Here is a 26960-nt window from a genome sequence, read left to right on the forward strand (position 1 = left end):
CACCGACAAGAATTCAGGATCGAAAATGACACTCACCGACCCGGTCCACGCCCTCGGCACGAGCATCCCGCTCGCCCGAACGGTCTCGGCGATCAACTGGAACCGCATCCAGGACGACAAGGACGTCGAGGTCTGGAACCGCCTCGTCAACAACTTCTGGCTGCCCGAGAAGGTGCCGCTGTCGAACGACGTCCAGTCGTGGAACACGCTCACCCCGGCCGAGCAGAAGCTCACGATGCGCGTGTTCACGGGCCTGACCCTGCTCGACACCATCCAGGGCACGGTCGGCGCGATCAGCCTGATCCCCGACGCGATCACCCCGCACGAGGAGGCCGTCTACACGAACATCGCGTTCATGGAGTCGGTGCACGCCAAGAGCTACTCGTCGATCTTCTCGACGCTCGCGGCGACCCCCGAGATCGACGAGGCGTTCCGCTGGTCCGAAGAGAACGAGAACCTGCAGCGCAAAGCGCAGATCGTGCTCGAGTACTACGCCGGCGACGACCCCCTGAAGCGGAAGGTCGCCTCGACGCTGCTCGAGTCGTTCCTCTTCTACAGCGGCTTCTACCTGCCGATGTACTGGTCGTCCAGGGCGAAGCTCACCAACACGGCCGACCTGGTGCGCCTCATCATCCGTGACGAGGCCGTGCACGGGTACTACATCGGCTACAAGTTCCAGAAGGGTCTCGAAGGGGTCTCCGAGGAGCGCCGCGCCGAGATCAAGGACTACGCGTTCAACCTCCTCTTCGAGCTGTACGACAACGAGATCAAGTACACGCAAGACCTGTACGACGAGGTCGGGCTCACCGAGGACGTCAAGAAGTTCCTGCACTACAACGCCAACAAGGCGATGATGAACCTCGGCTACGAGCCCATGTTCCCGAAGAACATCACCGACGTGAACCCGGCGATCCTGTCGGCGCTCTCGCCGAACGCCGACGAGAACCACGACTTCTTCTCCGGCTCGGGCTCCAGCTACGTCATCGGCAAGGCCGAGAACACCGAAGACGAGGACTGGGACTTCTAAGCACCCGCTCCACCCAGCACAGAAGGGCGTCGACCTCCGGGTCGGCGCCCTTCTTTCGTGCGTGCGAACAGCAGGTGACCTCGACCAGAGGTTCAGGCGCCATTTCGGTGCACGTCACGCACGAATGCCGGGCGGTTCACCGACGGGTCGAAGAGTGGCGCGCGGCGTCGATCCGGCGCCTCGCCAGGCGGTCACCGCCGACCAGCAGGAAGGAACCCCGACATGAGCCGATCCAAGCCCGAGGACGCAGCACCCGAGGTGCGCCTGAACGCCGCTCCGCCGCTCGACCCGCAGCACGCGTACGAGAGCGACGTCCGCCCGGGGGTGAGCCGCCGCACGATCCTGCTCGGCGGTGCCGCCGCGATCATGGCCGGTGTCGCCGCAGGATCCGCGGGCAGCGTCTTCGGCCCGGGCGCCTCCGCGCAGGCCGCGACCCGTCCCGCCCCCGCCGCGAAGACGACGAGGTCGATCAAGGACGTCAAGCACGTCGTGATCCTGATGCAGGAGAACCGGTCGTTCGACCACTACTACGGCACCCTCCCCGGGGTGCGCGGCTTCGGCGACAAGCAGGCGCTCGAGCTCCCCGGCGGCGGCACGATCTTCGCCCAGCCCGACCCGACCCGCACAGACGGCGGGCACCTCCTGCCGTTCCCCCTCGACTCCGCCAACCACAACGCGCAGAACGCGGGCGGGCTCGACCACTCCTGGGGCGGCGGGCACACCGCGTGGAACAAGGGCGCCTGGGACAACTGGGTGGCGGCCAAGTCGGAGCAGACCATGGGCTACTTCACCCGCGAGGACGTCCCGTTCCACCACACGCTCGCGTCGTCGTTCACGATCGCCGACCACTACCACTCGTCGCTCATCGGCCCGACGACCCCGAACCGCCTCTTCCAGTGGACCGGGATGATCGACGCCGCCGGCGCGAAGGGCGGCCCGGCGACCGACAACCCGGCGGACTACGAACCGGTCTACAGCTGGACCACCTATCCGGAGCGCCTCCAGAAGGCCGGCGTCACCTGGAAGACCTACAGCAACGACGAGGTCGGCGACGACGGGTCGCACCCCTACGTCGGCGACTACGGCGACAACCCGCTGTGGCTGTTCCAGCAGTACCACGACGCGCTCGCGTCGACCGACCCGAAGGTGCGGGCCCTCGCCGAGAACGGCGGCCTCAACACCGGCTGGAAGCCCGACTCCGGCAAGGGCCTCGACGTGCACCACCTGCTCAGCGAGTTCGGGAAGGACGCAGCCGCGAACACGCTGCCGCAGGTGTCGTACGTGGTCGCTCCGTACGGGTGGTCGGAGCATCCTGCGGCCAGCCCCGACTACGGCGCGCACTACACGAACGCCGTCCTCCAGGCGCTGATGAGCAACGCCGAGACCTGGGCGAGCACGGTCCTCCTGATCAACTACGACGAGAACGACGGCTACTTCGACCACATGCTGCCGCCGTTCGCCGAGCCCGGCACGAAGGACGAGTACGTCGACGGCCTGCCCGTCGGCTACGGGACCCGCGTGCCGCTGACAGTCGTCTCGCCGTGGAGCCGTGGTGGCTGGGTCGACTCGCAGGTGTTCGACCACACGTCGATCATCCGGTTCCTCGAGACCTGGACCGGCGTGCACGAGCCCAACATCTCGGCCTGGCGCCGCAGCATCTCGGGCGACCTCACCTCCTGCTTCGACTTCCGGAACCCCGACTTCTCGCTGCCCACGGCGAGCGAGGTCCCCCCGCTCAGCGAGACGCAGAAGCTGGTGGCCGCAGCCGACGCCGACGCTGCGAAGCCGCCGATCACCGAGCCCGCGGTCGGTGCGCAGAGGATGCCGACGCAGGATGCGGGCACGATGCGCCGCCGCCCCCTCCCGTACCGCCAGTTCGGCAACGTCTCCATCGACCGGGGTCGCGGACGCGTGCTCCTGAGCCTCCACAACGAGGGCACGCAGGGCGTCTCCCACCAGGTGTTCCCGAACGCCTGGCTGCCGTTCGAGTCGGCGCCGCACACGGTCGCGCCGCACTCGACGTCGACCTACACCTGGGACGCGCTGGCCACCGGCGGGCGGTACGACTTCAGTGTCTACGGCCCCGACCGCTTCCTGCGTCGGTTCGCCGGCACCGTCGTGCCCGGGTTCCACACCGATGTCGCGCTGCCCGGGGCCTCGGCCACGCTCGTCGTCCGCCCGCGGCCCGAACTCCGGCTGCAGCTCACCAGCGGCGGCCGGCCGGACGTGACCTTCACACTGACGTCGAACGACTTCGTGACGAAGACCTCCCGCGTCGAGGTCCGCGGCGGGCACTCGTCGACGGTGGCGTGGCCGGTCGACGAGTGGGGCTACTACGACGTGATCGTGACGGCCGACACGGGCGACGGGTTCCGCTACCGGTTCGCCGGCCGCGTGAGCTGAGAGCGGTCTCCGCCCGCGTCGGCGTCGGCGCCGGGTCCGGCTGGCGCAGGATCGTCGGACAGCAGCTCGGTGATCCTGTCCGTCGAGCGCTTCGCCGCGGCCGAGTTCGCGAGGAACGCCAGCACCAGGATCACGGCCGCGAAGCCGATGAGGACGAACCAGAGGGCGTGGGTGGCCGGCACGAAGCCGGCCCCCGCGCTCGCGGACGCGCTCGCGCCGGTCAGGGTGCCGGCCAGCGCCACTCCGAGCGACACGCCCGTCTGACGCGAGGTCGAGGCCACGCCCGCCGCCGCGCCCGAGCGGTTGCGGGGCATGCCCGACACCGCGGTGTTCGTGAGCGGCGGGTTGATGAGTCCGAGCCCCGCGCCGAGCAGCAGGTAGGTGACGACGAGGAACCAGGTGGGCGTCGTCCCGCCGACGAAGAGCAGCAGGATCGCGCCCGCTCCGAGTCCCGTCGCGCCGAGTGCCAGCGGCCTGCGCGTCCCGGACGACGACACGAGCCGTCCCGAGATCGGGGCGGCGACGAGCTGGGCGAGCCCGAGGGGCAGCAGGTGGAGTCCTGCGACGAAGGGGGAGAAGCCGCGCACCTCCTGCAGGTAGAGCGCCGTCACGAAGATGAAGGCGCCCTGCGCCGCGAAGGCGAAGACGGCGGTCGCGATGGCCGACGAGAAGGGGATGCTCGTGAAGAACCGGAAGTCGAGCAGGGGGTCGTCGCGCTTCGACTCGTAGTGGCGCAGGAGGACGAGAGCCAGGGCCCCGACCGCGAACAGCCCGATGGTCGCCGGGGAGCCCCAGCCGAACCGCGGCCCCTCGATCAGCCCCGAGACCACCGTGCCGAGCAGCACGATCACGAGGAGCTGCCCGACCGGGTCGAAGCGACGGACCGTGTCGGACTTCGACTCGGGGACGAAGGCGAAGGTCAGGACGATCGCGGCGAGACCGATCGGGATGTTGATCCAGAAGATCGAGCGCCAGCCGACCGAGTCCGTGAGCGCGCCGCCGATGAGCGGGCCGAAGCCTGTCGAGATGCCCACGACGGCACCCCACACGCCGACCGCCTTGGCGCGCTGGGCGCCGTCCGTGAAGGTCGCCGAGATGATCGACAGCGCGACCGGGTTGAGCATCGACCCGCCGATGGCCTGGAGCATGCGGCAGGCCACCAGGATCGGGATGCTCGGCGCGAGCGAGCAGAGCAGCGAACCGGTGACGAACACGACCAGGCCGATCTGGAAGATCCTGCGACGCCCGAAGCGGTCGGCCGTCGAGCCGGACAGCATCAGGAAGCTCGCGATGACGAGCGTGTAGCCGTCGATGGTCCACTGGAGCCCGGAGATGGTCGAGTGGAACTCCCGGCCGATCGAGGGCAGGGCCACGTTCACGACCGTCGCGTCCATCGACGCGATGAAGAGGCTCATGCAGCAGATCGCGAGGATCCCGTACTTGTGCTGGTAGCGCGAGGGGAGTGTCGTCACCCGTCCATTCAACGCCCCCGCTCGGGCCGCACTCAGTCTTCGGCGGTGCTTGATTCCAACGTTGCAATGGGCATACGATGACCTGACCCGGGCACCCCTGTCCATGCAGGAGCCCAGCCACAGCAAGTGAGCGCTAACCTGCCGAATCCCCGGCCGGCCAGCACCGTCACGATGGAGTGATCACATGTCAGCACACAGCTCATTCACCCGACGAAGTCTCCTCGGAGCGGGACTCGCCGGAGTCGCCACCGCCGCCCTCGCGGGCTGTGCGAGCAGCCCGATCGGGGCAGGCCTCGTCGGCAGCAAGCTCAACCCCGAGCAGCTCATCTTCTGGAACCTCTTCGGCGGCGGCGACGGCAGCCGCATGCAGACGATGGAGGCGGGCTACCGCAAGACGCACGGCGGTGCGGGCTCGCTCCAGGCGACAGTCTTCGCCTGGGGCAACCCCTACTACTCGAAGGTGACGCTCGCGACCGTCGGCAACCAGCCGCCCGACGTCGCCATCTCGCACCTGACACGCGCCAAGCCGCTCTTCGAGGGCGACATCCTCGAGCCGATCACCGAGGCCGACCTCGCATCGGTCGGCCTGTCGTCGACCGACTTCAACCAGAAGTCGTGGGAGGCGCAGAAGACCGGCGGCAAGAACATCGCGATCCCCCTCGACACGCACCCGCTCGTCATGTTCTTCAACGCCGACGTCTGCAAGAAGGCCGGGCTGCTCGGCTCCGACGGCAAGCTCGTCGATCTCGACGGCCTCGAGAACTTCGAGAAGGCCCTCGCCGCCGTCTCGAAGGTCACCGGAGGCACCGCGATCGCCTACGGCAACGTCTCGGAGACCGCGACCCCGTGGCGCGTCTTCACCACGCTCTACCACCAGATCAAGGGCTCGACCCCGTTCATCTCCAACAACGGCTCGAAGCTGACGGTCAACGAGGACGACTTCATCGAGGTCTGCACTCGCATCCAGAGCTGGGTCAAGAAGGGCTGGCTCAACAAGGGCCTCGACTACGCCGGCGCCATGTCGACCATGTTCGCCGGAAAGGCGGGCTTCTTCCTGCAGGGCGAGTGGGAGATCACGACGGCGCAGGCGGTCAAGGGACTGAAGTTCGGCATGGTCCCGGTGCCGACGCTGTTCGACGTGCCGGCCGCGCAGGCGGACTCGCACACGTTCGTCCTGCCCCGGAAGAACCGCACGCCCGAGCAGCGCAAGCAGGCGATGGGCTTCATCAAGTCGATGCTCGACCAGAGCTACACCTGGGCCGAGGGCGGCCACGTGCCCGCCTACCTCAAGACGCTCGACAGCGCGAAGTACAAGGCCCTCGAGCCGCAGTCCGACTACGTCAAGTCGGCGGAGTACGCCGTCTACGACGACCCGGCGTGGTACGGCGGATCGGGATCGACCTTCGAGAACACGGTCGGCGCCCAGCTCGGTCTCGTGCAGCAGCTGGCGATCACGCCCCAGGGCGCGCTGTCCGCCATCAAGGACCAGCTCAAGGTCTACCTCAACACTCCCAGCCCCCTCTGACCCCGACCGCTCTCACCCCTGGAGGTACAACGACGTGACCGCCGCACCCGCCATGACCCGCGCCACACGCACGAGTCCACACACGCTCGCCACGAAGCGCCGCTCGCCCCTGTCGGGCGGCGACAGCCGAGGCGCCTGGCTCTTCCTCGCCCCCTTCGGCCTCTTCTACGTGGCCTTCCTGCTCGGCCCCACGGTGTGGATGCTCATCACGAGCTTCTTCAACACCTCCACGGTCAAGACCGGCCTCGGCTCCTTCGCCGGATTCAAGAACTACGGCGAGATGCTGGGCCGCGCCGACTTCTGGAGCGCCATGTGGCACACGCTCCAGTTCACCCTCTACACGACGCCGCCCCTCGTCGTCCTGGCGTTCGTGTTCGCGATCCTGACGAACCGCGTGCGCCGCGGCCAGTGGTTCTTCCGCCTCGCGTTCTTCCTGCCGTACATCCTCCCGTCGGCGACGATCTCGCTCATCTGGGTGTTCATCTTCACGCCGGGATCGGGCCTCTGGGCCTCGGCGCAGCAGGCGGTCGGCATCACGCCGGGCGCCGGCGTCCTGGCCAGCCCGGCGACGGCGATGATCGGCATCGCCATCGCCACCGTCTGGTGGACCCTCGGCTTCAACTTCGTGCTCTACCTGGCAGGACTCCAGGAGATCCCGCGTGAGCTGTACGAGGCCGCCGCTGTCGACGGCGCCACGACCTGGGAGCAGATCCGCTTCATCACCCTGCCGCTCCTCGGGCGGACCACGACCCTCGTGATCCTGCTCCAGATCATCGCCAGCCTGAAGATCTTCGACCAGGTGTACCTGATGACCTCGGGAGGCCCGGGCATCTCGACCCAGGTGGCCCTGACCCTCATCACCGGCACCGCCTTCACCGACAACCGCGTCGGTGCAGGATCGGCCGCCAGCGTGCTCCTCTTCATCGTCATCATCGTGATCGCCGTCGTCCGACAGATCATCGACCGTTCGCTGGCCCGGAAGGCGGCTTGACATGGCTCTCACCGAAGCGCGTCCGCGCACGAAGTCACCCATCTCGGCGGCTGCTCCCGTCGCGACGTCCGGCAAGGCGGGCGTCTCCGGGCGCACGTTCAGCATCGTCTCGGCCGTCGTCCTCACGGTGTTCGCGATCGTCTGGCTGATCCCGAGCCTCTTCGCCCTCAAGACGTCGCTCACCGACAACGGCGTCGCGGCCACTGGCGCCACGAACATCCTGAAGAACTGGAACCCGACGCTCCACTCGTTCGCGTCGTACTTCCAAGCCGGCGACATCTGGAACTGGTACGCCGCCAGCGCCATCACCTCGGTCGTCACGGCCGTCCTGACCGTGCTGTTCGGCTCGATGGCCGCCTACGCCCTGTCGCGGCTGAAGTTCCGCGGGCAGAACACGGTGCTGCTGCTCATCCTGCTCGGCATCATGATCCCGACCCAGGTGCTCATCGTGCCGATCTTCCAGGAGCTCGGCGCCGTCAACCTGCTGAACACCTACTGGTCGGTCATCTTCCCGCAGGTGCCCGCGGTCATCGCCGTGTTCATCTTCAAGCAGTTCTTCGACGGCATCCCGAGGGAGCTCGAGGAGGCGGCCCGAATCGATGGTGCCGGGCTCTGGAAGATCTTCTGGTCGGTGATCCTGCCCCTGTCGCGTCCCGTCATCGCGGCCGTCACGATCCTGACCTTCGTGGGCGTCTGGAACAACCTGCTGCTGCCGCTGTTCGTACTGTCCAACCCCAACCTGATGACGGTGCCGGTCGGGCTCGCCTCGGTGCAGGGCTCGTTCGGTCTCCGCTATGCCGACATCCAGGCCGGCGCGCTACTGGCCGCTCTGCCGCTGATCGTCCTGTACCTGGCGTTCCAGCGTCAGATCGTCGAGGGCGTCACCGGCTCCGGGCTGAAGGGGTAGGGCGCAGGATCACGCGGCGCGCGCCCGGGCTTCGGCTCGGGTGCGCGTTGTGGTTTGTGGGGTGCTGGCTCGTGCTGTGGTTGTGGGCTCGTGGTTGTGGGCTCGTGCTCGTTACTCCGTACATATGGACGGAGATTCTCGCGTGATGCCCCTCCGATCCGCACGAACCCCGCGCGAATTCGAAAATCTCCTGCGTTATGCGCCCGGGAAGCTCTGCGGGGTGTTGGCTCCGTGCATATGGACGGAGATTCTCGGATCACGCCCCTCCGATCGGCATGCATTGCGTCCGGGGGCGCAGGATCTCCGTCGTTATGCGCCCGGGAGGTTGGCTCCGTGCATATGGACGGAGATTCTCGCGCGATGCCCCTCCGATCCGCATGAGTTGCGTCCGGATCGCAGGATCTCCGTCGTTATGCGCCCGGGAAGGTCTGCGGGGTGCTGGCTCCGTGCATATGGACGGAGATTCTCGAGCGATGCCCCTCCGATCCGCTTGAGTTGCGTGCGGGGCGCAGGATCTCCGTCGTTATGCGCCCCGGAGGCTCTGCTGGGTGCCAGCTCCGTGCATAGGGACGGAGATTCTCGAGTGATGCCCCTCCGATCGGCATGAAACGCGCGCGGATCGCAGGATCTCCGTCCATTTGCGCCCAGGCAGCAGCAGCAGCAGCGGCAGCAGCAGAGACGAACTCAGCCCACCGGCTTCCGCATCTGCACCGCCGTGGTCTCGTAGCCGAGCGACTCGTAGAGTCCTCGCGCGACCGTGTTGAAGCCGAAGACGTTCAGCCCGAGCGTGGCGGCGCCGAGGCGTGCGGCCTCCGCCTCGGCGAGCTGCATGGCGGCGCGCCCGAAACCATGACCGCGCTCCGCCTCGACGATCTCGACGTCGAACACCCACCAGCCTCGAGACGCGGCGTCGATCACGCCGATCCAGAGCTCGCCGACGTCGCGTCCGTCGGGGGCGTGCACGGTGTAGACATGCTGGCCCTCGACCGGCCGGCCGTCACGGAAGTAGAGGCCGTCCGTCTTCGCCGCGTTGGCTTCGGCCTGCTCCAGGGTCTCGCCCGCCGCGCGCCGGGACTCGATGTAGTGGGCGCGGCTGCGGTCGAGCCACTCGGCGAGACGCTCGCCGGCCATGGTCTGGAGCGTGACGGTCATGCTCTCAGCCTCGCGGCGCCCGCGATCCTGCGCAAGCGCTCGCCACCCCGTGTCGCGCGGTCACGGCACAGGCGACGACGACGGCACCGGAGCAGGGCTCGGCGTCGGCCGTCCACGATCGAGCTGGTGCCCGGCGACGAGCGCGGCGACGACACCGACGGTCACGAACGCCGCGACGAGCAGCACGATGGCCGCTGCCGCGAGGGCCCGCCTCACGCCGGCAGCGACGGCCGCGACGGCTGCTCCGGCAGCTTCGGCCGCCCCGGCTGCGCCGGCAGCACCGCCCGCGAGCAGCGCGTCACGTACGGCATCGGCACGGTGGGGCGGCCGGCCGTCTCGGGGTGCGTGCGGAGCAGCTCGCGCACCTCGCCGAGGAGCGACTCGCGGTCGGCCGGTGACAGGGTGATGACGTAGCTCCGCGACGCGACCATGGCCTCGACGGTGTCGGGCGTCATGTCGACGGTCCAGCGGAAGTCGCGGCGTTCGATCGGCTCGAAGGGCGGTCCGACCCGTGGCGACTCCGACTCGAGGTCGCTCTCGCTGCCGGTGCTCGCTGCGGTCATGATCCTCTCGAGCTCGTCGACCCAGCCGGCCCCGCGCTCGCGGATGTTCCAGAGGAGTCCCAGGACGCCGCCCGGCCGCAGCACCCGAGCCACCTCCGGCACCGCGCGCTCGGGATCGACCCAGTGCCAGGCCTGCGCGACGAGCACCGCGTCGATGCTCTCGCCGTCGATCGGCAGGCGCTCCGCGGAGCCCGGCAGGACCTGCGCCCCCGGCACCGCCCGGATGAGCTGCTCGCGCATCCCGGCGGACGGCTCGACCGCCGTGACCCGGGGGACGTCCTCGACGAGGAGTCTCGTGAGCTTGCCGGTCCCGGCACCGAGGTCGAGGACATCCTGCGCCCCCTCCGGCAGGAGCCAGGCGACCGCCTCGCGGGGGTAGCTCGGGCGACCGCGCTCGTAGAGGTCGGCGGCCGAGCCGAAGGAGGTGGCCTGCTGTTCGAGGCGCTGGTCTGGTTCGAAGGCGTCGCTGTCGGTCATCGTGCGGTCTCCTCGGTCATGCGTCCACCCTGTCACGGAGAGCCTCCGCGATGGCCTCGACGCCGAGCTCCACCTCGGCGAAGGTCGTGCTGAGAGGCGAGAGACCGAGGCGGAGGGCGTCGGGGTTTCGGAAGTCCGGCACCACCCCGGCCGACCAGAGGCGGGGCAGGATCTCCCGGAACGCGGGGTGGGCGAGGGTGAGGTGGCTCCCGCGGATCCTGCGCTCGCGGGGGGTCGCCGTCGTCACCCCGAGGGGCGCGAGACGCTCGTCGGCCAGGGCGAAGGCGTAGTCGGTCAGCTCGAGCGACTTCGCGCGGATGCGGTCGAGGCCTGCCTCCTCGATCAGGTCGAGCATGTCGATGAGGGCGAGCATGCCGACGATCGGGGGAGTGCCGCTCAGGAAGCGCCGGATGCTCGGGGCCGGGACGTACGCCGGCGCCATCGCGAAGACGTCGGCGGCGCCCATCCACCCCTGGATCGGCTGCTCGAGCGCGTCGTGCAGGTCGCGCCGCGCGTAGAGGAACGCCGGTGCGCCCGGCCCGCCGTTCAAGAACTTGTAGGTGCAGCCGACCGCGATGTCGGCCCCGGCGTCGTCGAGCGACATCGGCACGACTCCGGCCGAGTGGCACAGGTCGAAGACGACCCGGGCTCCCGCCTCGTGGGTCAGGCGGGTCAGCTCGGGGAGGTCTGCGATGAAGCCCGACCGGTACGAGACGTGGTTGATCACGACGACCGCGGTGTCGGGGGAGAGCGCCTCAGCGAGCAGCTCCGGCGTCACGCCGAGGGTCTTGTCGACGGCGATCCAGCGGACGGTCGCGCCGCGCTCGCGGGCGATGCCGTCGATGACGAATCGATCGGTCGGGAATTGGTCGTCGTCGAGCAGGATCTCGCGGCGGCCCTCGCGGAGTCCGAGCTCGAGCGCCGCCCGGATCGCCTTGTACAGCAGCACGGTCGTCGAGTCGCCGACGACGGTCTGACCGGGAGCGGCACCCAGGCTCAGCGAGCCGATGCGGTCGCCGATCTCGGTGGGGAGGTCCATCCAGCGCTCGTCCCACGAGCGGATCAGCCGGGTGCCCCACTCGTGCGCGACGAAGTCGGCGAAGCGGTCGGCGGTGGCCTTGAGCGGCCTCCCGAGCGAGTTGCCGTCGAGGTAGGCGACGACGCCCTCGGCCGGCACGAAGCGGTCGACGAACGGGGCGAGCGGGTCGGCGGCGTCGAGGAGCGCAGGATCGAGGGGCGCAGGGTCGTGGCCTGCAGGATCGAGGAACGCAGGATCGGCATTCGGGCTGGTGGTCATTCGGCGCTCCTCGCGAGCTCGGGAAGGGTCGTCACGCGGGCCGCGGCCAGCTCGGCGACGGTGGTGGGGCGCTCGGCGATCAGCGAGACGAGCCGCGTGTCGAAGGTCGGCTCGCCGCTGCCGGGCGTGAGGGCGTGCAGGATCGCGTCGGTCCCGAGACCGGCCTCCGCGAGGGCGGCGAGCTCGCGTCCGTTCAGCCCGACGGGCAGGTCGCCGTTGCCGAGGTCGGTCCCGTAGAGCACGTGGCCGCCGCGCGCGTGGAAGCGCGCGAGGTTGTCGACGGCGGTCGGGTACGCGGAGGCGGCCGCGCTCGCGGAGCTGCCTCCGGTGCCGGCGCCGTCGCGATCGTGGATGGCGAGGGTCGAGATCCAGGTCATGCGGCCGGCCAGGTCGTCGAGGAGGTCGTCGTCGAGCCGCTCCGAGAAGGGGGTGTGGGCGAGCGCGTCGACTCCGGCGCGGGCGGCGCGACGGGTCTGGCCGACGCCCTGCGCGTGCGCGACGACGGGCAGTCCGAGGTCGTGCGCCTCGCGGACCACGGCGGCGAGCAGGTCGTCGTCCCAGACCGGACCGGCGTCGGTGTTGAGGGTGATCTTCGCGACGGTGGCGCCGCGATCCTGCAGGCTCTGGAGCACCTCGCGGGCCTGCGCGGCGTCGGCGGCCTCGAGGGCTGCGGCCGGGGGAGCCCACGCGGATCGGCTCGGGTAGCCGCCCGGCGCGCAGAGGAGGCCGCCCGAGGTGGAGACCTCCGGCCAGTCGCTGTCGGCAGCCGCGCCACGGGCGGGCCAGGTCGTCGCGAGGGCGGGGTCCCAGCCGAGGTCGACGACGCGGGCGATCCCGCCGCCGACGAGGGCCCCGACGTCGATCAGGCCGAGGTGCACGTGCGAGTCGGTGAGCGGGGCGAGGACGGTCGCGCCGACGTGGCCGTCGACGTCCGCTTCCACCGAGGTGCCTTCGGCAGGGCCGGCATACGAGAGCCGGCCCGCTTCGATGCGCAGGATGCTCCTGCCGCGCCAGCCGCCGAACCAGGCGTCGTCGCAGGTGAAAAGCATTCCCCCATCCTGCCAGCCGGTCGCTGCGGCTTCACCGCCGTCGCCCGTACCGCGTCTCGTCATACGCACGGCGTCCCGGCACGACGAGACGCGCTGCGTATCACGAGACGCGGTGCGGCTACCCTCGGGGCATGCTGATCCGACCCGCGACCGAGGCCGACTGGCCGGCCATCTGGCCGTTCTACCGCAGGATCGCGGAGGCGGGCGAGACGTACTCGCTGCCCACCGGGCAGAGCGAGGCCGAGGCCGTCTCGGAGTGGTTCGTTCCCGGGCACGCCGTCGTCGTCGCAGTGGGCGACGACGGCGCGATCCTGGGGTCGGCGCACTACGGGCCCAATCGCCCGGCGCGCGGCTCGCACGTGGCGACGGCGAGCTTCATGGTCGCGCCCGAGGCCGCGGGGCAGGGCGTCGGACGGGCGCTCGGCGAGCACGTCGTCGCCGCGGCGGCCGAAGCCGGGTTCCGCAGCATCCAGTTCAACGCCGTGGTCGAGACGAACGCGGCGGCGGTCCGGCTCTGGACGTCGCTCGGGTTCGACATCGTCGGCACCGTGCCCGAGGCGTTCGACCACCCGACGCTCGGTCTCGTCGGCCTGCACGTCATGTACCGCAGGCTCGGGCACAGCCGCCGACTCGGGCGGACCGACTAGCCCCTCGTCACCTCGAGCTCGACGACCGCCCACGACAGCGCCGGCAGGCTGAGCGTCGCCGACGAGCCGTCGACCGTGACGCCCTCGAGCGGGACGAGGCCGACCGCATCCTGCGCCTCGAGGGTGTTGGCGGTGTGGCGCGACCCGCCCTCCGGCACCTCGAGCAGCTCGGCGCGGACGACCTGGGCACCCGCGAAGCCCCGCAGCGCGACGTCGACCGAGGCCGCCTCCTCGAGCCCGCGGTTGGCGAGGAACAGGGCGACGCGGCCGGTGGCCTCGTCGTAGGTCGCCGAGACGTCGACGAGGTCGGCATCGCCGAACTGCGCCGTCTCGACCCGGTCGGAGGTGACGGAGGCACGCAGGATCTGCCCCTTCGCCAGCGCCGCCATCCGGGCGAAGGGCCAGAAGATGGTCTGCTTCCAGGCGGGGCCGTTCTCCTCCGAGCGGATCGGCGCGATCACGTTGACGAGCTGTGCCTGGTTGGCGATCGAGACCCGGTCGCCGTGGCGGAGGAGCGAGTTGAGGAGCGTGCCGACGACGACCGCGTCGGTGACGTTGTAGGCGTCCTCGATGAGGCGCGGGTGCTCACGCCATCCTGCCGAGACCTTGTGCGGCTGGTCGTCGGTGTCGAGTCCGCGCTGGTACCAGACGTTCCACTCGTCGAACGAGAGGTTGATGTGCTTCTTCGCCTTGCGCTTCGCGCGGACGGCGTCGCAGGTGGCGACGACCGACTCGATGAAGTAGTCCATGTCGACGGCGCTCGCGAGGAACGAGGCCGCGTCGCCGTCGTGCTCCTGGTAGTAGGCGTGCATCGACATGTAGTCGACCTCGTCGTAGGCGTGCGAGAGCACCGTGTGCTCCCACGAGCCGAACGTCGGCATGCCGGAGTTCGACGAGCCGACGGCGACGAGCTCGATGGTCGGGTCGACGAAGCGCATGGCCTTGCCGGCCTCCTGCGCGAGGCGGCCGTACTCGTCGGCGGTCTTGTGGCCGATCTGCCAGGGCCCGTCGAGCTCGTTGCCGAGGCACCAGAGCTTGATGTCGAACGGCTCCTTCGCGCCGTTGGCGATGCGCCGGTCGGAGAGGGCGGTGCCGCCGGGGTGGTTCGCGTACTCGACGAGCTCGCGGGCCGCGTCGACGCCTCGGGTGCCGAGGTTGATGGCCTCCATGATCTCGGTGCCGGCCTCCTTCGACCACTCCGCGAACTCGTGCAGGCCGAAGGCGTTGGTCTCGACGGTGTGCCAGGCGCCGTCGAGACGGCGAGGGCGGTCCTCGACCGGGCCGACGCCGTCCTCCCAGTTGTAGCCCGAGACGAAGTTGCCGCCGGGGTAGCGGATGACGGTGGCGCCGAGCTCCTTGACGAGCTTCAGGACGTCCTGGCGGAAGCCGCGCTCGTCGGCCTCCGGGTGCCCGGGCTCGTAGATGCCGGTGTAGACACACCGGCCCATGTGCTCGACGAACGATCCGAAGAGTCTGCGCGGCACCTCCCCGATGGTGAAGTCGCGGTCGAGGACGATGGTTGCGCGGGACATGGATCTCCAGTGATCGGTGTGTGACGACGCCCCATTATATCGTTGTAATGGGGCTGGTGATCAAGAGGCGGACGGGGTGAGCGCAGGGGTGTCGCGCCTGCGCTGGTAGGCCGAGACGGCGAGCCACACGAGTGGGCCGACGAACGAGAACGCGATGACGGCCAGGATCCAGAGGGCCTTGACGACCGGTGTGAGGAGCGCCGACCGCAGGATGCTGACGACGGCTGCGACCCAGAGGGCGGCGAGGCCGACCAGGACGACGAGGAGGGCGATCGAGGGGACGAGGTGAGGGAGGTTTTCCATGACCTCGACGCTACGGTCCGCGCGGCGCGCAGCAGTCGGTCTCGGGCACACGGCCCGTGGCACTGCGGTGCCGTCAGCTCTGGCGGGTGCTGGCCCTGGGGACGACCAGGTGCTCGATGACGACCGCGCGCGGCGGCAGGGATCGGTCGGCGATCCGCTCGGCGAGGAGCGACAGGGTCACCTCGGCGAACGCGCGCTTGTCGAACGAGACCGTGGTCAGCGGCGGCGACGAGAACCGGCCCGAGGCCACGTCGTCGAAGCCCGCCACCGAGAGGTCGTCGGGCACCCGGATGCCGCGGCTGGACAGGGCGCTCAGCACTCCGACGGCCATCGAGTCGGTGTAGGCGAAGACCGCATCGATCTCGACGCCGGCATCGAGGGCCCGCAGGATCGCGCGCCCCCCGTCGTCCTGCACCCACTCGTCGGCGACGAGCTCCAGCCGGGGGTCGCGCGCGATGCCGGCCGCGTCGAGGGCCTGGTGATACCCCGTGGTGCGGGCGCGGGCGGTCGCCGTGTCGAAGGTCGGACCGGGTGCGCCGATCACGGCGATCCGCTCGTGTCCGAGGCCGAGGAGGTGCTCGGTCATCTCGCGCGCGGCGGCGACGCTGTCGAGAGCGACGTGGTCGACGAGATCCTGCTCGACCTCGCCGATGACGACGACCGGTGGCAGGGTGTCGGCGCCGACGATGGCGCTCGACTCGAGGTTGACGGGGTTGAGGATCAGGCCGTCGACGAGGTGCTCGCGGCCTCGCGACAGGAGCTCGCCCTCGCGCTCCGGGCGCTTGCCGGTCTGCTCCAGCTGGACGCTCCAGCCCTTCTCGTGCGCGACCTCGATGAACTGGTCGAGCATCTCGGCGCTGTACTCCATCGAGATGTCGGGGAAGGCGAGCGCGATCGCGCCGGTGCGGCCGTTGCGGAGCCCTCTCGCGGAGAGGTTCGGGACGTACTGGAGCTCCTCGACGGCGGCCTCGACCCGTTCGCGGGTCTCCGGGCGCACGAAGACGACGCCGTTGATGACGTTGGAGACGGTCTTCGGGCTCACCCCGGCACGGGCGGCCACGTCTCGCACTGTTGCGCGCATCGTGACCCCAGGGTAGTGGTCCGGCGGACGCTCACGCGGCGATCGGCGGTCTGCCCGGAGAAAAGCGAGAGTCGTTCAGCTTCGCAGTGTCCGGCCGAGCCCCTCGACGAGCGCCGCGTAGTCGTCGCTCCTCGTCAGCGTCTCGACATCACCCTCATCGAGTTCGGCGCTCAGACATGCCGAGCCGGTCGCGAAGAGGGCGCTCTCGAAGGCCTCGGGGGTCCGCGCGAGGGCGATCCAGCGGCCCGACTTCGCGACGCGGGCGAGACGGGTCGCTTCGGCCGGTGACAGCGGAGCGGTCGATCGCCGGCGTCTGAGAACGGGCCTCACGCCGGAAGCGTCGACCTCGGACGGCGACACGCGGAGGCCCACCGAGGCGGCCTTCAGGAGAGACTCCTTGCGGCACCAGAGGTGCGTGAACAAGCTCCCTCGGACGTCCGCAGGGGAGGAGTCGAGTGCCGCCGCCTCGTCCGGCGTGCACGCCGTTTCGACCAGCGCGGCGTCGGGCGGGCCGGCCACGCTCTCGACGTCGAGTCCCACCGAGGCGAAGGCCGCCAGGGCCAGGCCGACCCGGCCCGCCGAGTGCGTGAGGGAGGCGTCGAAGCCGGGCAGTCCTGCGATCCTGGGACGGCCGTGGGGCTCTTCGCAGGAGGCGCAGCGGCGGTCGACGACGACCTCGGACTCCTCGACGCCGAGCAGTCGCGCCGCAGTGGCACGGAGCAGCCAGGCGCCTGTTGCGAACTCCGACCGCGCCGCTGAGACCGAGGTGCGCCGGGCACGCCCCGCCTCCTCGGGAGAGAGCCCGGGCAGGACCGTCTCCACGAACCGCTCGTCGTCAGGGGCACTCGTCCAGAGAACCGCGACGACGGAACCGCTGCGCGTCGGACCTCTCACGCCACCATCCCCTCTCGCCACGCGGCCACCTCAGGCGACGGCGGCGAGCACCTTCTGGATCCGCTGCACGGAGACCGACTCGGAGGGGCGGAGATCCTGCGCGAACAGCGACAGGCGGAACTCCTCGAGGAGCCAGCGCGCGCGGACGAGGGCGGGGTCGGCACCGGGCGCCGGTGGGAACGTGCCGCCCGCGTCCGCGTAGAGCCTCGTCGCCTGCTGCACCTCGACCATCCAGGCGCGGTCACGGGCCGGATTCTCGAGGAGCTTCGTGATCCTGCGCTGGATGCCGACGAGGTAGACCGGCACCCGCTGCAGGCGCGCCAGCCCGGTGGCGGAGACGAAGCCGGGCTGGAGCAGGCGGTCGCGTTGCTCGCGGGCGTCGGTGAGCGCCGGCAGCAGGGCCATGTTGGTCGCCTGCTTGAGGGCCCGGTCGACGTCGCGGGCGGCCGTCAGCGTCCGCGCGACGAGCGACACCGTCTGGAACATCGAGTCCATGACGGCCGCTGAGACGCGGTCGCGGACGGTGCCGAACTCCTTGTCGGTGAAGACCATGCCGTCGGGCTTCACCCGGAAGAGGACGTCGTCGACGACCGCGGTCAGGCAGTCGGCGAAGAGCGCCGCGGTGTTCTGGTAGGGGCTCGTGGCCAGGATCAGCTTCTCGGCGCTGGTCAGATGCTGCTGCACGTAGGCGATCGGCGACGGCGTCTGCAGCATCAGGAGCCTCCGCACACCCCGAGGGGTCTGCAGCGCCTGGTCGGCGGCGGTCGCCATCAGCTGGATCGACACGGAGGAGCCGTCGTCAACCAGGGCCGGGTACGCCCGGATCGTCGTGTCTCCGTGCCGCGTGTCGACGGTCTTCGGCAGGTCGCCGAAGTCCCAGCGGGCGAGGCCGGAGCGCTGGATCATCGGCCCCGCATCGGCCGCCGGAGCCTCCGTCGCCCGGGCGACGCTCCGGCGCGTGTCGGCGGCGAGAGAGCGCTGCAGCTCGCTCAGGTCTTTGTCGATCCCGACGACGCGGTTCTTCTCGTCGACGACGGCGAAGGTCATCCGGAGGTGCGCGGGCAGCCTCGAGAGGTCGAAGTCGGCCGACGTCACCGGCGTATAGCTGAGGCGCTTGATGACCTCGGCGACGGTGGCGGTGAAGGGGACGGAGGGATCGAGCGGCGCCTCGGGCAGCTCGGCCGTGATCTTCGCAGCCCAGTCGGCGGCGGGCACGACATTCTTCCGGAGCTGCTTCGGCAGCGACTTGATGAGCGCGGTGACGAGCTCGACGCGGAAGGCCGGCACCTGCCAGTCGAAGCCCGAGGGCTTCAGGCGAGCGAGCAGCGGCAGCGGCACGAGGACGGTCACGCCGTCGTCGTGCGAGCCCGGCTCGAACCGGTAGCGGAGCGCCAGCTGCTGGTCGCCCTGCCGCCAGGTCGTCGGATAGGCATCGTCGTCGACCTCGGGCTCGTCGTCGCCGAGGAGGTCCTCGGCCTTCATCGTGAGGAGATCGGGGGTCTCGGCGCGGGCCTTCCGCCACCAGCCCTCGAAGCTCCGGGTCGTGGTGACCTCGGCGGGGATCCTGCGGTGGTAGAACTCGAAGACGGCATCGCCGTCGACCAGGATGTCGCGGCGGCGGGTGCGCTCCTCGAGCTCGGTCAGCTCGTCGATCAGGTCGGCGTTCTGCTGCTGGAACCTCTGGTGCGACTCCCAGTCGCCCTCGACGAGGGCGTGGCGGATGAACAGCTCGCGCGCGTAGACCGGGTCGATCCTGTTGAACTGCACCCGCTGCCTCGGGATGATCGGCACCCCGTAGAGCGTCACCCGCTCGAAGGCGACGACCGCGCCCTGCTTCTTCTCCCAGTGCGGCTCGGAGTGGCTGCGCTTGACGAGGTCGCCCGCGATCGGGGCGGCCCAGGCAGGATCGATGGCACCGTTCACGCGGGCGAACAGGCGGCTGGTCTCGACGAGCTCGGCGCTCATGATCGCGTTCGGCTGCTTCTTCGCCAGCGCCGAGCCCGGGAAGATCACGAACCTCGACTGGCGGGCGCCGACGTAGTCCTTCTTCTGGAGGTCTTTCAGGCCGATCTGGCTGAGGAGCCCGGCGAGCAGCGACTTGTGGACTCCGTCGGGGTTGGCCGACGGGTCGCCGATGTGGAGGCCGAGCGGCTTCGACGCTCGGACGAGCTGCCGGTAGACGTCCTGCCACTCTCGGATGCGGAGGTAGTTCAGGAACTCGGCCTTGCAGAGGCGCCGGAACGCGCTCGAGCCGAGTTCGCGCTGCTTCTCCTCGAGGTAGTTCCAGAGGTTGAGGAGGGTGAGGAAGTCGCCCGACGGGTCGGTGAAGCGGGCGTGCTGCTGGTCGGCCTGCGGGCGCTTCTCGAGAGGGCGTTCGCGTGGGTCTTGGATGCTGAGCGCCGCGACGATCGCCATGACCTCGCGCGTGGTGCCGTGCATTTTCGACTCGAGCACCATGCGGGCGAGACGAGGATCGATCGGGAGCCGCGTGATCTGCCGGCCCACGCGCGTGATCCTGCCCTCGGCGTCGACGGCCGTGAGCTCGCGCAGGAGGTCGAGACCGTCTTTGATGCCGCGGGAGTCCGGCGGCTGCAGGAAGGGGAACCCCGCGATGTCGCCGAGGCCCAGCGAGATCATCTGCAGGATCACCGCGGCGAGGTTCGTGCGCAGGATCTCGGGCTCGGTGAACTCCGGGCGCCGGTCGTAGTCCTGCTCGGAGTAGAGGCGGATCGCGATGCCGTCGCTGGTGCGCCCCGACCTGCCGGAGCGCTGATTGGCGCTGGCCTGCGAGATCGCCTCGATCGGGAGGCGCTGCACCTTCGCGCGCGTCGAGTAGCGGCTGATGCGGGCGGTGCCCGCATCGACGACGTACCGGATGCCCGGGACCGTGAGGCTGGTCTCGGCGACGTTCGTGGCGAGGACGATCCTGCGCCTGGTGCCTGCTGTGCGGCTCGTCTCGAAGACGCGGTGCTGGTCGGCCGCGCTGAGGCGGCCGTAGAGGGGGAGGACCTCGGTGAAGGGGAGGTTGCGGCTGCGGATCGACTCCTCGGCGTCGCGGATCTCGTTCTCGCCCGAGAGGAAGACGAGCACGTCGCCGTTGCCCTCGCGGGCCAGTTCGTCGAGCGCGTCGTTGATGCCCTGGAGGTAGTCCTTGTCGTCGGCCCGCGCGGCGCGCGTCCGGTCGCCGGGTGCCTCGTCGTCGAGGTCGTCGTCGTCGCCCGCGGCGTCGTCTTCGGCGACCAGCGGCCGGTACCGGATCTCGACCGGGTAGGTGCGGCCGGAGACCTCGATGATCGGGGCGCCGCCGAAGTGCTTCGAGAACGACTCGGGGTCGATCGTCGCGCTCGTGATGATGAGCTTGAGGTCGGGGCGGCGGGGGAGGAGCTGCTTGAAGTAGCCGATCAGGAAGTCGATGGTGAGGCTGCGCTCGTGCGCCTCGTCGATGATGATCGTGTCGTACTTCGTGAGGTCGCGGTCGAAGTGGATCTCGTTCAGCAGGATGCCGTCGGTCATCAGCTTGATGCGCGTGTCGGCGCCGACCTGGTCGGTGAAGCGCACCTGGTAGCCGACGAGCCCGCCGACCTCCTCGTGGAGCTCGTCGGCGATCCGCTCGGCGACGGTGCGGGCCGCGATCCGGCGGGGCTGGGTGTGACCGATCATCTCGCGGCCGAGCTCGAGACAGATCTTCGGCAGCTGCGTCGTCTTGCCGGAGCCGGTCGCGCCGGCCACGATCACCACCTGGTTGTCACGGATCGCCTCGGCGATGTCGTCGCGCCGCTGGCTGACCGGGAGCTCGGGCGGGAACGTGATGGTGGGATTCATGAGCGTTCCAGTCTAGGTCGTGGCGCTTCTCCCCAGGTCCGTCCGGCGGCTCTGTTCTCCCCAGGCGTGATGGCGCAGGATGCGGGCGGTCGCCTCGTGCGGGAGCGTCTCGGGCATGCAACCGAACGCGATCCAGGCCCTCATCGTCCTCACCGACCCGCTCTGCGTCTTCACCCTCGACCTCGTCCACGACGGAGTCACCTCCGAGGCTGAGATCGCCCGACGCGTGGCCGAGCGCCTGGGCGTCTCGGAGCGCCGATCGGTCTCCGTCCTCGACGGGCTCGCCGGGATCGGCTACGTCAGCCGCACGAGCCTCGGCCGCGTCGAGCCGCGGGGTCCCGGTCACCTCGGAGCCGTCATCGACGCCGCGCTCGACCAGCTGGACCTCTTGCGCGCGGTCGGCGAGGAGGAGCACGCCCTCGACTGCGTCGAGGCGATCGACGCGGCCTGGAACACGCGGAGCGACGATCCCGGGCGCCGGGTCCTCGGCGCCCTCTTCCGGAGCTCGCCCGCCGGCGCGCGCTTCCGGGCGCGCTGCGCGGAGCACACGCTGGGACAGCCGTGGCCCGGCGACGCGTCCGAGGTCGCGTGAGGGGGCTAGCGGGCGGGCAGGTCGCGGTAGGGCTCGCCGACGTACTCGCTGAGCGGGCGGATCAGGGCGTTGGCCTGGCGCTGCTCGACGACGTGGGCGGTCCAGCCGGCGATCCGCGAGGCCACGAAGAGGGGCGTGAACACCTCGGTGTCGAAGCCGAGCAGGTGGTAGGCGAGGCCCGACGGGTAGTCGACGTTCGGCTTGAGGTTCTTCCGCTCGAGCACCGCCGCCTGCAGGGAGTCGTACACGTCGCGGAGCCGCTCGTTCTCACCCCCGGGGCGAGCGTCGAGGAGCCGCTCCAGGGCCGCCTCCATCGTCGGCACGCGGCTGTCGCCGTTCTTGTAGACGCGGTGCCCGAAGCCCATCAGCGTGCGCTTCTCGGCCAGGGCCTCGTCGAGCCACGCGTCGACGCGCTCGGCGTCGTGCACCTCGTCGAGGAGCGCCAGCGCCGCCTCGTTCGCGCCGCCGTGCAGGGGGCCCTTGAGAGCGCCGACCGCGCCGACGAGAGCGCTGTGGAGGTCGGAGAGCGTCGAGGCGACGACCCGCGCGGTGAAGGTCGACGCGTTGAACGAGTGCTCGGCGTAGAGGGTCATCGACACGTCGAAGGCCCTGACGTCGGCCGGGTCGGGCTCCTCGCCGAACACGACGTACAGGAAGTTGGCCGAGTAGCCGAGGTCGTCGCGAGGATCGACCGGGCCGAGCCCTCGCCGGCGGCGCTGGTCGTAGGCGATGAGGCCGGGAGTCTGCGCCAGGACGCGGAGGGCGTGCTCGTAGGTCTGGTCGGCGCTGGGACGCTGGGGCTCGGGATCCTGCGCTCCGATGGCGGCGATGGCCGTGCGCAGGACGTCCATGGGGTGCGCCGTCACGGGCAGCGAGTCGATGAGCGCCCGGAGCGTGGGGTCGAGCTGGCGCGCGCTGCGCTCGGTGCGCGTGAACGCGGCGTGCTCGTCGTCCGTCGGCAGCTCACCGTGCCAGAGCAGCCACACGACGTCCTCGAAGGGCACGACGCCGGCCAGCTGCTGCACGGGGTAGCCGCGGTAGAGCAGGGAGTTCGAGGCGGCGTCGACCTTCGAGACGCGGGTCTCGTCGACGACGACCCCGTTCAGTCCTTTGCGGATCTCGGGTGCCTGGGCGTTCAGGGTGTCGGTCATGCGTCTACTCCTTCGTGACGGTGAAGCCGGCGACGGTGTCGTCGAACTGCGAATAGCCCTCGTAGTCGATCAGGTCGTACAGGTCTCTTCGGTGCTGCATCCGGTCGAGCAGGGCCTCCTGCGTGCCGCTCGCGATGATCTCGTCGAGCCCCCGCTCGGCCTCGCCCATGGCCAGGCGCAGCAGGGTGACCGGGTAGATCACCATGCGCACACCGGCGTCGCGGAGCTCGTCCTGCGTGTGCAGCCGGCCCTTGCCGAACTCGGTCATGTTGGCCAGGATCGGAACGTCCAGCGCCTCGGCCATCGCCTCGAACTCGGCGAGCCCCTCGAGCGCCTCGGGGAAGACCGCGTCGGCTCCCGCGTCGACGAGGGCCTTCGCCCGGTCGACTGCGGCCGCGAAGCCCTCGACGGCGCGCATGTCGGTCCGGGCCATGACGACGAAGTTCGCGTCGCGGCGCGCATCGACGGCCGCCTTGATCCGGTTGACGGCCGTGTCGAGGTCGACGACGCTCTTGCCGTCGAGGTGTCCGCACCGCTTCGGGTTGACCTGGTCCTCGAGGTGCATGCCGGCGAGGCCGGCGTCCTCGAGCGTCTGCACGGTGCGCGCGGCGTTGAGCGGCTCGCCGAAGCCCGTGTCGGCGTCGACGAGCGAGGGCAGGTCGGTCATCCGCGCGATCTGCCCGGCCCGCGTCGCGACCTCCGTCAGGGTCGTGAGGCCGATGTCGGGCAGTCCGAGGTCGGCGCTGATGACGGCGCCCGAGACGTAGACGCCCTCGAAGCCCTTGCTCTCGATGAGCCTCGCGCTCAGCGGGTTGAACGCGCCCGGGAACCGGACGAGCCCGGGCCCCGCGAGCGCCTGACGCAGGGCGACGCGCTTCTCGGCGGGGGTCTTCGATGAGTACAGCATCAGAGGAGTCCCTGCGGCACGGCCAGGCCGTCGAGGTAGCCGGCCGGGGGAGTGACCGTGAGTGCGGCGAGCTCGTCCGCCTGGAGGTCGGGGAGGCGCTCCGCCGCGTCGAGGAACGCGTCCACCGATGCGTCGTCGAGGACGCCCTCGGCCAGGGTCCGGAACTTCTCGACGTAGTCGGCCCGGCCGAACGGCCTCGCGCCGAGCGGGTGCGCGTCGGCGACCGCGATCTCGTCGACGAGGGTCGTCCCGTCGGTGAAGCGCACCTCGATGCGGCCGCCGAAGGCCTGCTCGCGAGGGTCGAGGGAGTGGTAGCGCCGCGTCCACTCGGGGTCTTCGGCCGTCGTGATCCTGCGCCAGAGGGCCACGGTGTCGGCGCGCTGGGCGCGCTCCGGCGCGTAGCTGCGCTCGTGGTGCCACTCGCCGTCCTGGAGGGCGACCGCGACGATGTAGGGGATGGAGTGGTCGAGGGTCTCGCGGCTCGCGCGCGGGTCGTACTTCTGCGGGTCGTTCGCGCCGGAGCCGATCACCTTGTGCGTGTGGTGGCTCGTGTGCAGCACGATGCCCTCGACGCGCTCGGGGTCGCTCAGCTCCGGCCGCTCCCGGCCGAGCCGCCGGGCGAGGTCGATCCACGCCTGGGCCTGGTACTCGGCCGAGTGCTCCTTGGTGAACGTGTCGAGGATCGCGCGCTTCGGCTCGCCGACCTCGGGCAGCGGCACCCGGTAGAGGGCGCCCGGTCCGTCGAGGAGGGTGGCGATCACGGCGTCCTCGCCCTCGTAGATCGGCGAGGGGCTCGTCTGCCCGCGCATGGCCCGGTCGACGGCCTCGACGGCCTGCTTCCCGGCGAAGGCCGGTGCGTACGCCTTCCAGGTCGAGATGAGGCCCTTGCGGGACTGCCTCGTCGCCGTCGTCGTGTGAAGAGCCTGGCCGACGGCCTGGTAGATCGTCTCGGTGTCCAGGCCGAGGAGCGTCCCGATGCCGGCGGCTGCGCTCGGGCCGAGGTGCGCGACGTGGTCGATGGTGTGCTGGTGGAGGCTGATCGCCCGGGCGAGGTCGACCTGGATCTCGTAGCCGGTCGCGATGCCGCGCACGAGGTCGGCGCCGCTCCGCCCGGTGTGCTGGGCGACGGCCAGGATCGGCGGGATGTTGTCGCCGGGGTGCGAGTACTCGGCGCTGAGGAACGTGTCGTGGAAATCGAGCTCCCGGACCGCCACACCGTTCGCCCAGGCCGCCCACTCCGGCTCGAAGCGCCGGTCGGCGGCGGTGCCGAAGACGGTCGCGCCCCGCTTGCCCTCGGGTCGATCGCCCGTGAGCGGCCGCGCCTCCGCCTGCGAGCGGGCCGCGACGACAGGCGGCCGCCGGAGCGACGCCGTGGCGACCGCGGCGTTGTCGATGACGCGGTTGACGATCATCTGAGTCACGTCGGCGTCGACCGCGACCGGGTCGGCGGCGACGGTCGCGATCTTCCACGCGAGTTCGTCGTCTCGGGCGAAGTCGTCGCCGCTTCGATGGACCTGCACCTCGTTGAGCCTCACCCGGCTCACTCTAGGCCGCCCGTCTCGGGATCCTGCGCGCCTCCTGGCGGCTCGGGTGCAGGATCACGCGTGCGCCGGGGCGAACCGCGTCACCAGCTCGCGCTTCAGGACCTTGCCGCTCGGGCCGAGGGGCAGGGCATCGAGGATGTGGACCACCCGCGGGTACTTGTAGGCGGCGATCTCGTCGCTGACGAAGGCGATGAGCTCCTCCGGCGTCGTCGTGGCGCCGGCGCGGAGCACGACGGCCGCCTCGATCTCCTGCCCGTGGGTCTCGTGCGGCACGCCGAAGACGGCTGCCATCTGGACGTCCGGGTGCGCGGCGAGGACCTCCTCGACCTGGCGCGGGTAGACGTTGTAGCCGTTGCGGATGATCATGTCCTTCGTCCGGTCGACGATCGTGATGTAGCCGTCGTCCGACTTGGTGCCGAGGTCGCCCGTTCGGAACCAGCCGTCGACGATCGCGTGCGCCGTGTCCTCCGGCCGGTTGAGGTAGCCGTTCATCAGGTTGTGGCCGCGGATCACGATCTCGCCGATGGATCCGCTCGGCATCAGGACCACCGAGTCGGCGACGCTGGAGTCGGCGATCTCGACGTCGACGCCCCAGATCGGCGTGCCGATCGTCCCCGGCCGCGGCGTCCTGCCCACGTGGTTGAAGGTCGCGACCGGCGAGGTCTCGGTGAGGCCGTAGCCCTCGTGGATCTCGGCGCCGTACACCTCGCGGAAGCGGTCGATGACGGCGACCGGCAGTGCTGCGCCGCCCGAGATCGCGTACTTCAGGGCGGGGCGGGCGTCCGAGCGCGTGGCGGCGTCGAGCAGCGCCATGTACATCGTCGGGACGCCCATGAAGATGTCGCAGCCCTGCTCGGCCATGACCTGGAGGGCGGCGTCTCCGGAGAACTTCGGGACCATGACCACCGTGGCACCGGCGCGGAACGCGACGTTCATCGTGCAGGTCTGGCCGAAGGTGTGGAACAGGGGGAGTGCGCCGAGGACCTTGTCGCCCGCGGTCATCTGGAACGTGCTGAGCAGGAGGACGTTGGCCTGCTCGAGGAGCGAGAAGTGCGACCCCTCGGCGCCCTTCGGCTGGCCGGTGGTGCCGCTCGTGTAGAGGATCGTCGCGGTGTCGAACGGGTCGCGCGGGACGTACGTGTCGAGGGGCTCGGCGGCCTCCGCGAGCGCTTCGAGGCGGTCGAACCCGGTGGCCGCGTCGGCTGGCGCCAGGACGGTCACGACGTCGACCCCGGCGAGGCCTGCGCCGGGAGCGCCCTCGGTTAGGAGCGGGGCAGCGCAGACGAGCATCGTCGCGCCGCTGTCGCGGAGCACGTACTCGATCTCGTGCTGCTTGAGGAGGGCGTGGATCGGGACGGCGACGGCCCCGAGCGCGAGGACCGCGTAGTACACGCGCGGGAAGTCGGCGACGTTCGGCACCAGCATCGCGACCCTGGTGCCCTCGGTCACTCCCTTCAGGCGGAGGGCGCCCGCGTAGGCGCGGGTCTGATCCCAGAGCTCGGAGTACGTCGTGGAGACCGGCCCGACGGTGACTGCGACCTCGTCGGGGAACCGGTCGGCGGACTCCTTCAGGATCGATGCGACCGAGGCGGTGGAGGTGTGGCTCATCGGGCTCTTCTTTCGT

General features: G+C 70.3%; 22 protein-coding genes. 7 read left to right on the forward strand and 15 right to left on the reverse strand.

The annotated features are described in order from the left end of the window. Positions 1 to 25: 25 nt before the first annotated feature. Together nrdF and ABD733_RS16115 are read left to right on the forward strand one after the other, a co-directional pair. A complete protein-coding gene (nrdF, locus tag ABD733_RS16110) occupies positions 26 to 1027 on the forward strand; it encodes a class 1b ribonucleoside-diphosphate reductase subunit beta (protein ID WP_344798088.1) in 1002 nt (333 codons plus the stop codon). Positions 1028 to 1249: 222 nt separating this feature from the next. Continuing rightward, positions 1250 to 3430: a phosphocholine-specific phospholipase C gene (locus ABD733_RS16115; RefSeq protein WP_344798090.1), complete on the forward strand. Its 2181-nt coding sequence runs from the start codon at positions 1250 to 1252 to the stop codon at positions 3428 to 3430. Here the strand turns inward: ABD733_RS16115 and ABD733_RS16120 are convergent. Further along, positions 3403 to 4902 carry an MFS transporter gene (locus tag ABD733_RS16120; RefSeq protein ID WP_344798092.1) on the reverse strand — a complete coding sequence of 500 codons (1500 nt, stop codon included), beginning with the start codon at positions 4900 to 4902 and terminating at the stop codon, positions 3403 to 3405. The two genes, ABD733_RS16115 and ABD733_RS16120, sit on opposite strands and share 28 nt — an antisense overlap. 184 nt (positions 4903 to 5086) lie before the next feature. On the opposite strand from ABD733_RS16120, the gene ABD733_RS16125 reads away from it, so the two are divergent. The 3 genes from ABD733_RS16125 to ABD733_RS16135 are packed head-to-tail and all read left to right on the forward strand — an operon-like array spanning position 5087 to position 8325. Further along, positions 5087 to 6427 carry an extracellular solute-binding protein gene (locus tag ABD733_RS16125; RefSeq protein ID WP_344798094.1) on the forward strand — a complete coding sequence of 447 codons (1341 nt, stop codon included), beginning with the start codon at positions 5087 to 5089 and terminating at the stop codon, positions 6425 to 6427. Between the two features lie 34 nt (positions 6428 to 6461). Further along, positions 6462 to 7418: a carbohydrate ABC transporter permease gene (locus tag ABD733_RS16130; RefSeq protein WP_344798096.1), complete on the forward strand. Its 957-nt coding sequence runs from the start codon at positions 6462 to 6464 to the stop codon at positions 7416 to 7418. A 1-nt stretch (position 7419) separates the two neighbouring features. After that, positions 7420 to 8325, forward strand: a complete 906-nt coding sequence (locus tag ABD733_RS16135) for a carbohydrate ABC transporter permease (RefSeq protein WP_344798098.1) — start codon at positions 7420 to 7422, stop codon at positions 8323 to 8325. Positions 8326 to 9009: 684 nt separating this feature from the next. Here the strand turns inward: ABD733_RS16135 and ABD733_RS16140 are convergent. From ABD733_RS16140 to ABD733_RS16160, 5 genes are read right to left on the reverse strand one after another with little or no spacing between them, the layout of a single operon-like run. Further along, positions 9010 to 9477, reverse strand: coding sequence for a GNAT family N-acetyltransferase (locus ABD733_RS16140; RefSeq protein WP_344798100.1), 468 nt, complete (start codon positions 9475 to 9477; stop codon positions 9010 to 9012). A 60-nt stretch (positions 9478 to 9537) separates the two neighbouring features. Beyond that, on the reverse strand, positions 9538 to 9693 hold the full coding sequence (locus tag ABD733_RS16145) for a hypothetical protein (RefSeq protein ID WP_344798101.1): 156 nt from the start codon (positions 9691 to 9693) through the stop codon (positions 9538 to 9540). Further along, positions 9690 to 10517, reverse strand: coding sequence for a class I SAM-dependent methyltransferase (locus ABD733_RS16150; protein ID WP_344798103.1), 828 nt, complete (start codon positions 10515 to 10517; stop codon positions 9690 to 9692). The genes ABD733_RS16145 and ABD733_RS16150 overlap by 4 nt, the downstream gene beginning before the upstream one ends. Before the next feature lie 16 nt (positions 10518 to 10533). After that, positions 10534 to 11814, reverse strand: a complete 1281-nt coding sequence (locus ABD733_RS16155) for a kynureninase (RefSeq protein WP_344798105.1) — start codon at positions 11812 to 11814, stop codon at positions 10534 to 10536. Next, a complete protein-coding gene (locus ABD733_RS16160; RefSeq protein WP_344798107.1) occupies positions 11811 to 12863 on the reverse strand; it encodes an amidohydrolase family protein in 1053 nt (350 codons plus the stop codon). The genes ABD733_RS16155 and ABD733_RS16160 overlap by 4 nt, the downstream gene beginning before the upstream one ends. 131 nt (positions 12864 to 12994) lie before the next feature. Between ABD733_RS16160 and ABD733_RS16165 the strand changes: the two genes are divergently transcribed. Then, positions 12995 to 13510, forward strand: a complete 516-nt coding sequence (locus ABD733_RS16165) for a GNAT family N-acetyltransferase (protein WP_344798109.1) — start codon at positions 12995 to 12997, stop codon at positions 13508 to 13510. On the opposite strand, the gene arfA is transcribed toward ABD733_RS16165, so the two are convergent. The 5 genes from arfA to hrpA form a co-directional block, all read right to left on the reverse strand. Beyond that, on the reverse strand, positions 13507 to 15042 hold the full coding sequence (gene arfA, locus ABD733_RS16170) for an arabinosylfuranosidase ArfA (protein ID WP_344798111.1): 1536 nt from the start codon (positions 15040 to 15042) through the stop codon (positions 13507 to 13509). The two genes, ABD733_RS16165 and arfA, sit on opposite strands and share 4 nt — an antisense overlap. Positions 15043 to 15102: 60 nt before the next feature. After that, complete coding sequence (locus ABD733_RS16175; protein ID WP_344798113.1) at positions 15103 to 15345, reverse strand: PLDc N-terminal domain-containing protein; 243 nt, start codon at positions 15343 to 15345, stop codon at positions 15103 to 15105. A gap of 73 nt (positions 15346 to 15418) precedes the next feature. Further along, the gene (locus ABD733_RS16180; RefSeq protein WP_344798115.1) at positions 15419 to 16426 is read right to left on the reverse strand and encodes a LacI family DNA-binding transcriptional regulator; all 1008 of its coding nucleotides are present in this window, start codon (positions 16424 to 16426) and stop codon (positions 15419 to 15421) included. 75 nt (positions 16427 to 16501) lie between these two features. Further along, the gene (locus ABD733_RS16185; protein ID WP_344798117.1) at positions 16502 to 17320 is read right to left on the reverse strand and encodes a 4'-phosphopantetheinyl transferase family protein; all 819 of its coding nucleotides are present in this window, start codon (positions 17318 to 17320) and stop codon (positions 16502 to 16504) included. 30 nt (positions 17321 to 17350) lie between these two features. Further along, entirely contained in the window at positions 17351 to 21142 is a 3792-nt protein-coding gene (hrpA, locus tag ABD733_RS16190) for an ATP-dependent RNA helicase HrpA (protein ID WP_344798118.1), read from the reverse strand. Positions 21143 to 21257: 115 nt separating this feature from the next. Between hrpA and ABD733_RS16195 the strand changes: the two genes are divergently transcribed. Next, on the forward strand, positions 21258 to 21734 hold the full coding sequence (locus tag ABD733_RS16195; RefSeq protein ID WP_344798120.1) for a hypothetical protein: 477 nt from the start codon (positions 21258 to 21260) through the stop codon (positions 21732 to 21734). Between the two features lie 5 nt (positions 21735 to 21739). On the opposite strand, the gene ABD733_RS16200 is transcribed toward ABD733_RS16195, so the two are convergent. The 4 genes from ABD733_RS16200 to ABD733_RS16215 all read right to left on the reverse strand — a co-directional run bounded on the left by ABD733_RS16200 (position 21740) and on the right by ABD733_RS16215 (position 26944). Then, entirely contained in the window at positions 21740 to 22885 is a 1146-nt protein-coding gene (locus ABD733_RS16200; protein ID WP_344798122.1) for a bifunctional 2-methylcitrate synthase/citrate synthase, read from the reverse strand. Between the two features lie 4 nt (positions 22886 to 22889). Then, the gene (prpB, locus tag ABD733_RS16205) at positions 22890 to 23792 is read right to left on the reverse strand and encodes a methylisocitrate lyase (protein WP_344798124.1); all 903 of its coding nucleotides are present in this window, start codon (positions 23790 to 23792) and stop codon (positions 22890 to 22892) included. After that, the gene (locus tag ABD733_RS16210; protein WP_344798126.1) at positions 23792 to 25327 is read right to left on the reverse strand and encodes an MmgE/PrpD family protein; all 1536 of its coding nucleotides are present in this window, start codon (positions 25325 to 25327) and stop codon (positions 23792 to 23794) included. The genes prpB and ABD733_RS16210 overlap by 1 nt, the downstream gene beginning before the upstream one ends. 63 nt (positions 25328 to 25390) lie before the next feature. After that, positions 25391 to 26944, reverse strand: a complete 1554-nt coding sequence (locus ABD733_RS16215) for a long-chain-fatty-acid--CoA ligase (protein WP_344798128.1) — start codon at positions 26942 to 26944, stop codon at positions 25391 to 25393. Between the last annotated feature and the right edge of the window lie 16 nt (positions 26945 to 26960).

This window comes from Frondihabitans peucedani (genome assembly GCF_039537585.1).
In the GTDB taxonomy this organism is placed as follows: domain Bacteria; phylum Actinomycetota; class Actinomycetes; order Actinomycetales; family Microbacteriaceae; genus Frondihabitans; species Frondihabitans peucedani.

Excerpts from the sequence above, each read along its gene's own strand:
- nrdF (WP_344798088.1), top strand. The coding sequence starts at position 26 with ATGACACTCACCGACCCGGTCCACGCCCTCGGCACGAGCATCCCGCTC.
- ABD733_RS16115 (WP_344798090.1), top strand. The coding sequence starts at position 1,250 with ATGAGCCGATCCAAGCCCGAGGACGCAGCACCCGAGGTGCGCCTGAAC.
- ABD733_RS16125 (WP_344798094.1), top strand. The coding sequence starts at position 5,087 with ATGTCAGCACACAGCTCATTCACCCGACGAAGTCTCCTCGGAGCGGGA.
- ABD733_RS16135 (WP_344798098.1), top strand. The coding sequence starts at position 7,420 with ATGGCTCTCACCGAAGCGCGTCCGCGCACGAAGTCACCCATCTCGGCG.
- ABD733_RS16140 (WP_344798100.1), bottom strand. The coding sequence starts at position 9,477 with ATGACCGTCACGCTCCAGACCATGGCCGGCGAGCGTCTCGCCGAGTGG.
- ABD733_RS16150 (WP_344798103.1), bottom strand. The coding sequence starts at position 10,517 with ATGACCGACAGCGACGCCTTCGAACCAGACCAGCGCCTCGAACAGCAG.
- ABD733_RS16155 (WP_344798105.1), bottom strand. The coding sequence starts at position 11,814 with ATGACCACCAGCCCGAATGCCGATCCTGCGTTCCTCGATCCTGCAGGC.
- ABD733_RS16160 (WP_344798107.1), bottom strand. The coding sequence starts at position 12,863 with ATGCTTTTCACCTGCGACGACGCCTGGTTCGGCGGCTGGCGCGGCAGG.
- ABD733_RS16165 (WP_344798109.1), top strand. The coding sequence starts at position 12,995 with ATGCTGATCCGACCCGCGACCGAGGCCGACTGGCCGGCCATCTGGCCG.
- arfA (WP_344798111.1), bottom strand. The coding sequence starts at position 15,042 with ATGTCCCGCGCAACCATCGTCCTCGACCGCGACTTCACCATCGGGGAG.
- ABD733_RS16175 (WP_344798113.1), bottom strand. The coding sequence starts at position 15,345 with ATGGAAAACCTCCCTCACCTCGTCCCCTCGATCGCCCTCCTCGTCGTC.
- ABD733_RS16180 (WP_344798115.1), bottom strand. The coding sequence starts at position 16,426 with ATGCGCGCAACAGTGCGAGACGTGGCCGCCCGTGCCGGGGTGAGCCCG.
- hrpA (WP_344798118.1), bottom strand. The coding sequence starts at position 21,142 with ATGAATCCCACCATCACGTTCCCGCCCGAGCTCCCGGTCAGCCAGCGG.
- ABD733_RS16195 (WP_344798120.1), top strand. The coding sequence starts at position 21,258 with ATGCAACCGAACGCGATCCAGGCCCTCATCGTCCTCACCGACCCGCTC.
- ABD733_RS16200 (WP_344798122.1), bottom strand. The coding sequence starts at position 22,885 with ATGACCGACACCCTGAACGCCCAGGCACCCGAGATCCGCAAAGGACTG.
- prpB (WP_344798124.1), bottom strand. The coding sequence starts at position 23,792 with ATGCTGTACTCATCGAAGACCCCCGCCGAGAAGCGCGTCGCCCTGCGT.
- ABD733_RS16215 (WP_344798128.1), bottom strand. The coding sequence starts at position 26,944 with ATGAGCCACACCTCCACCGCCTCGGTCGCATCGATCCTGAAGGAGTCC.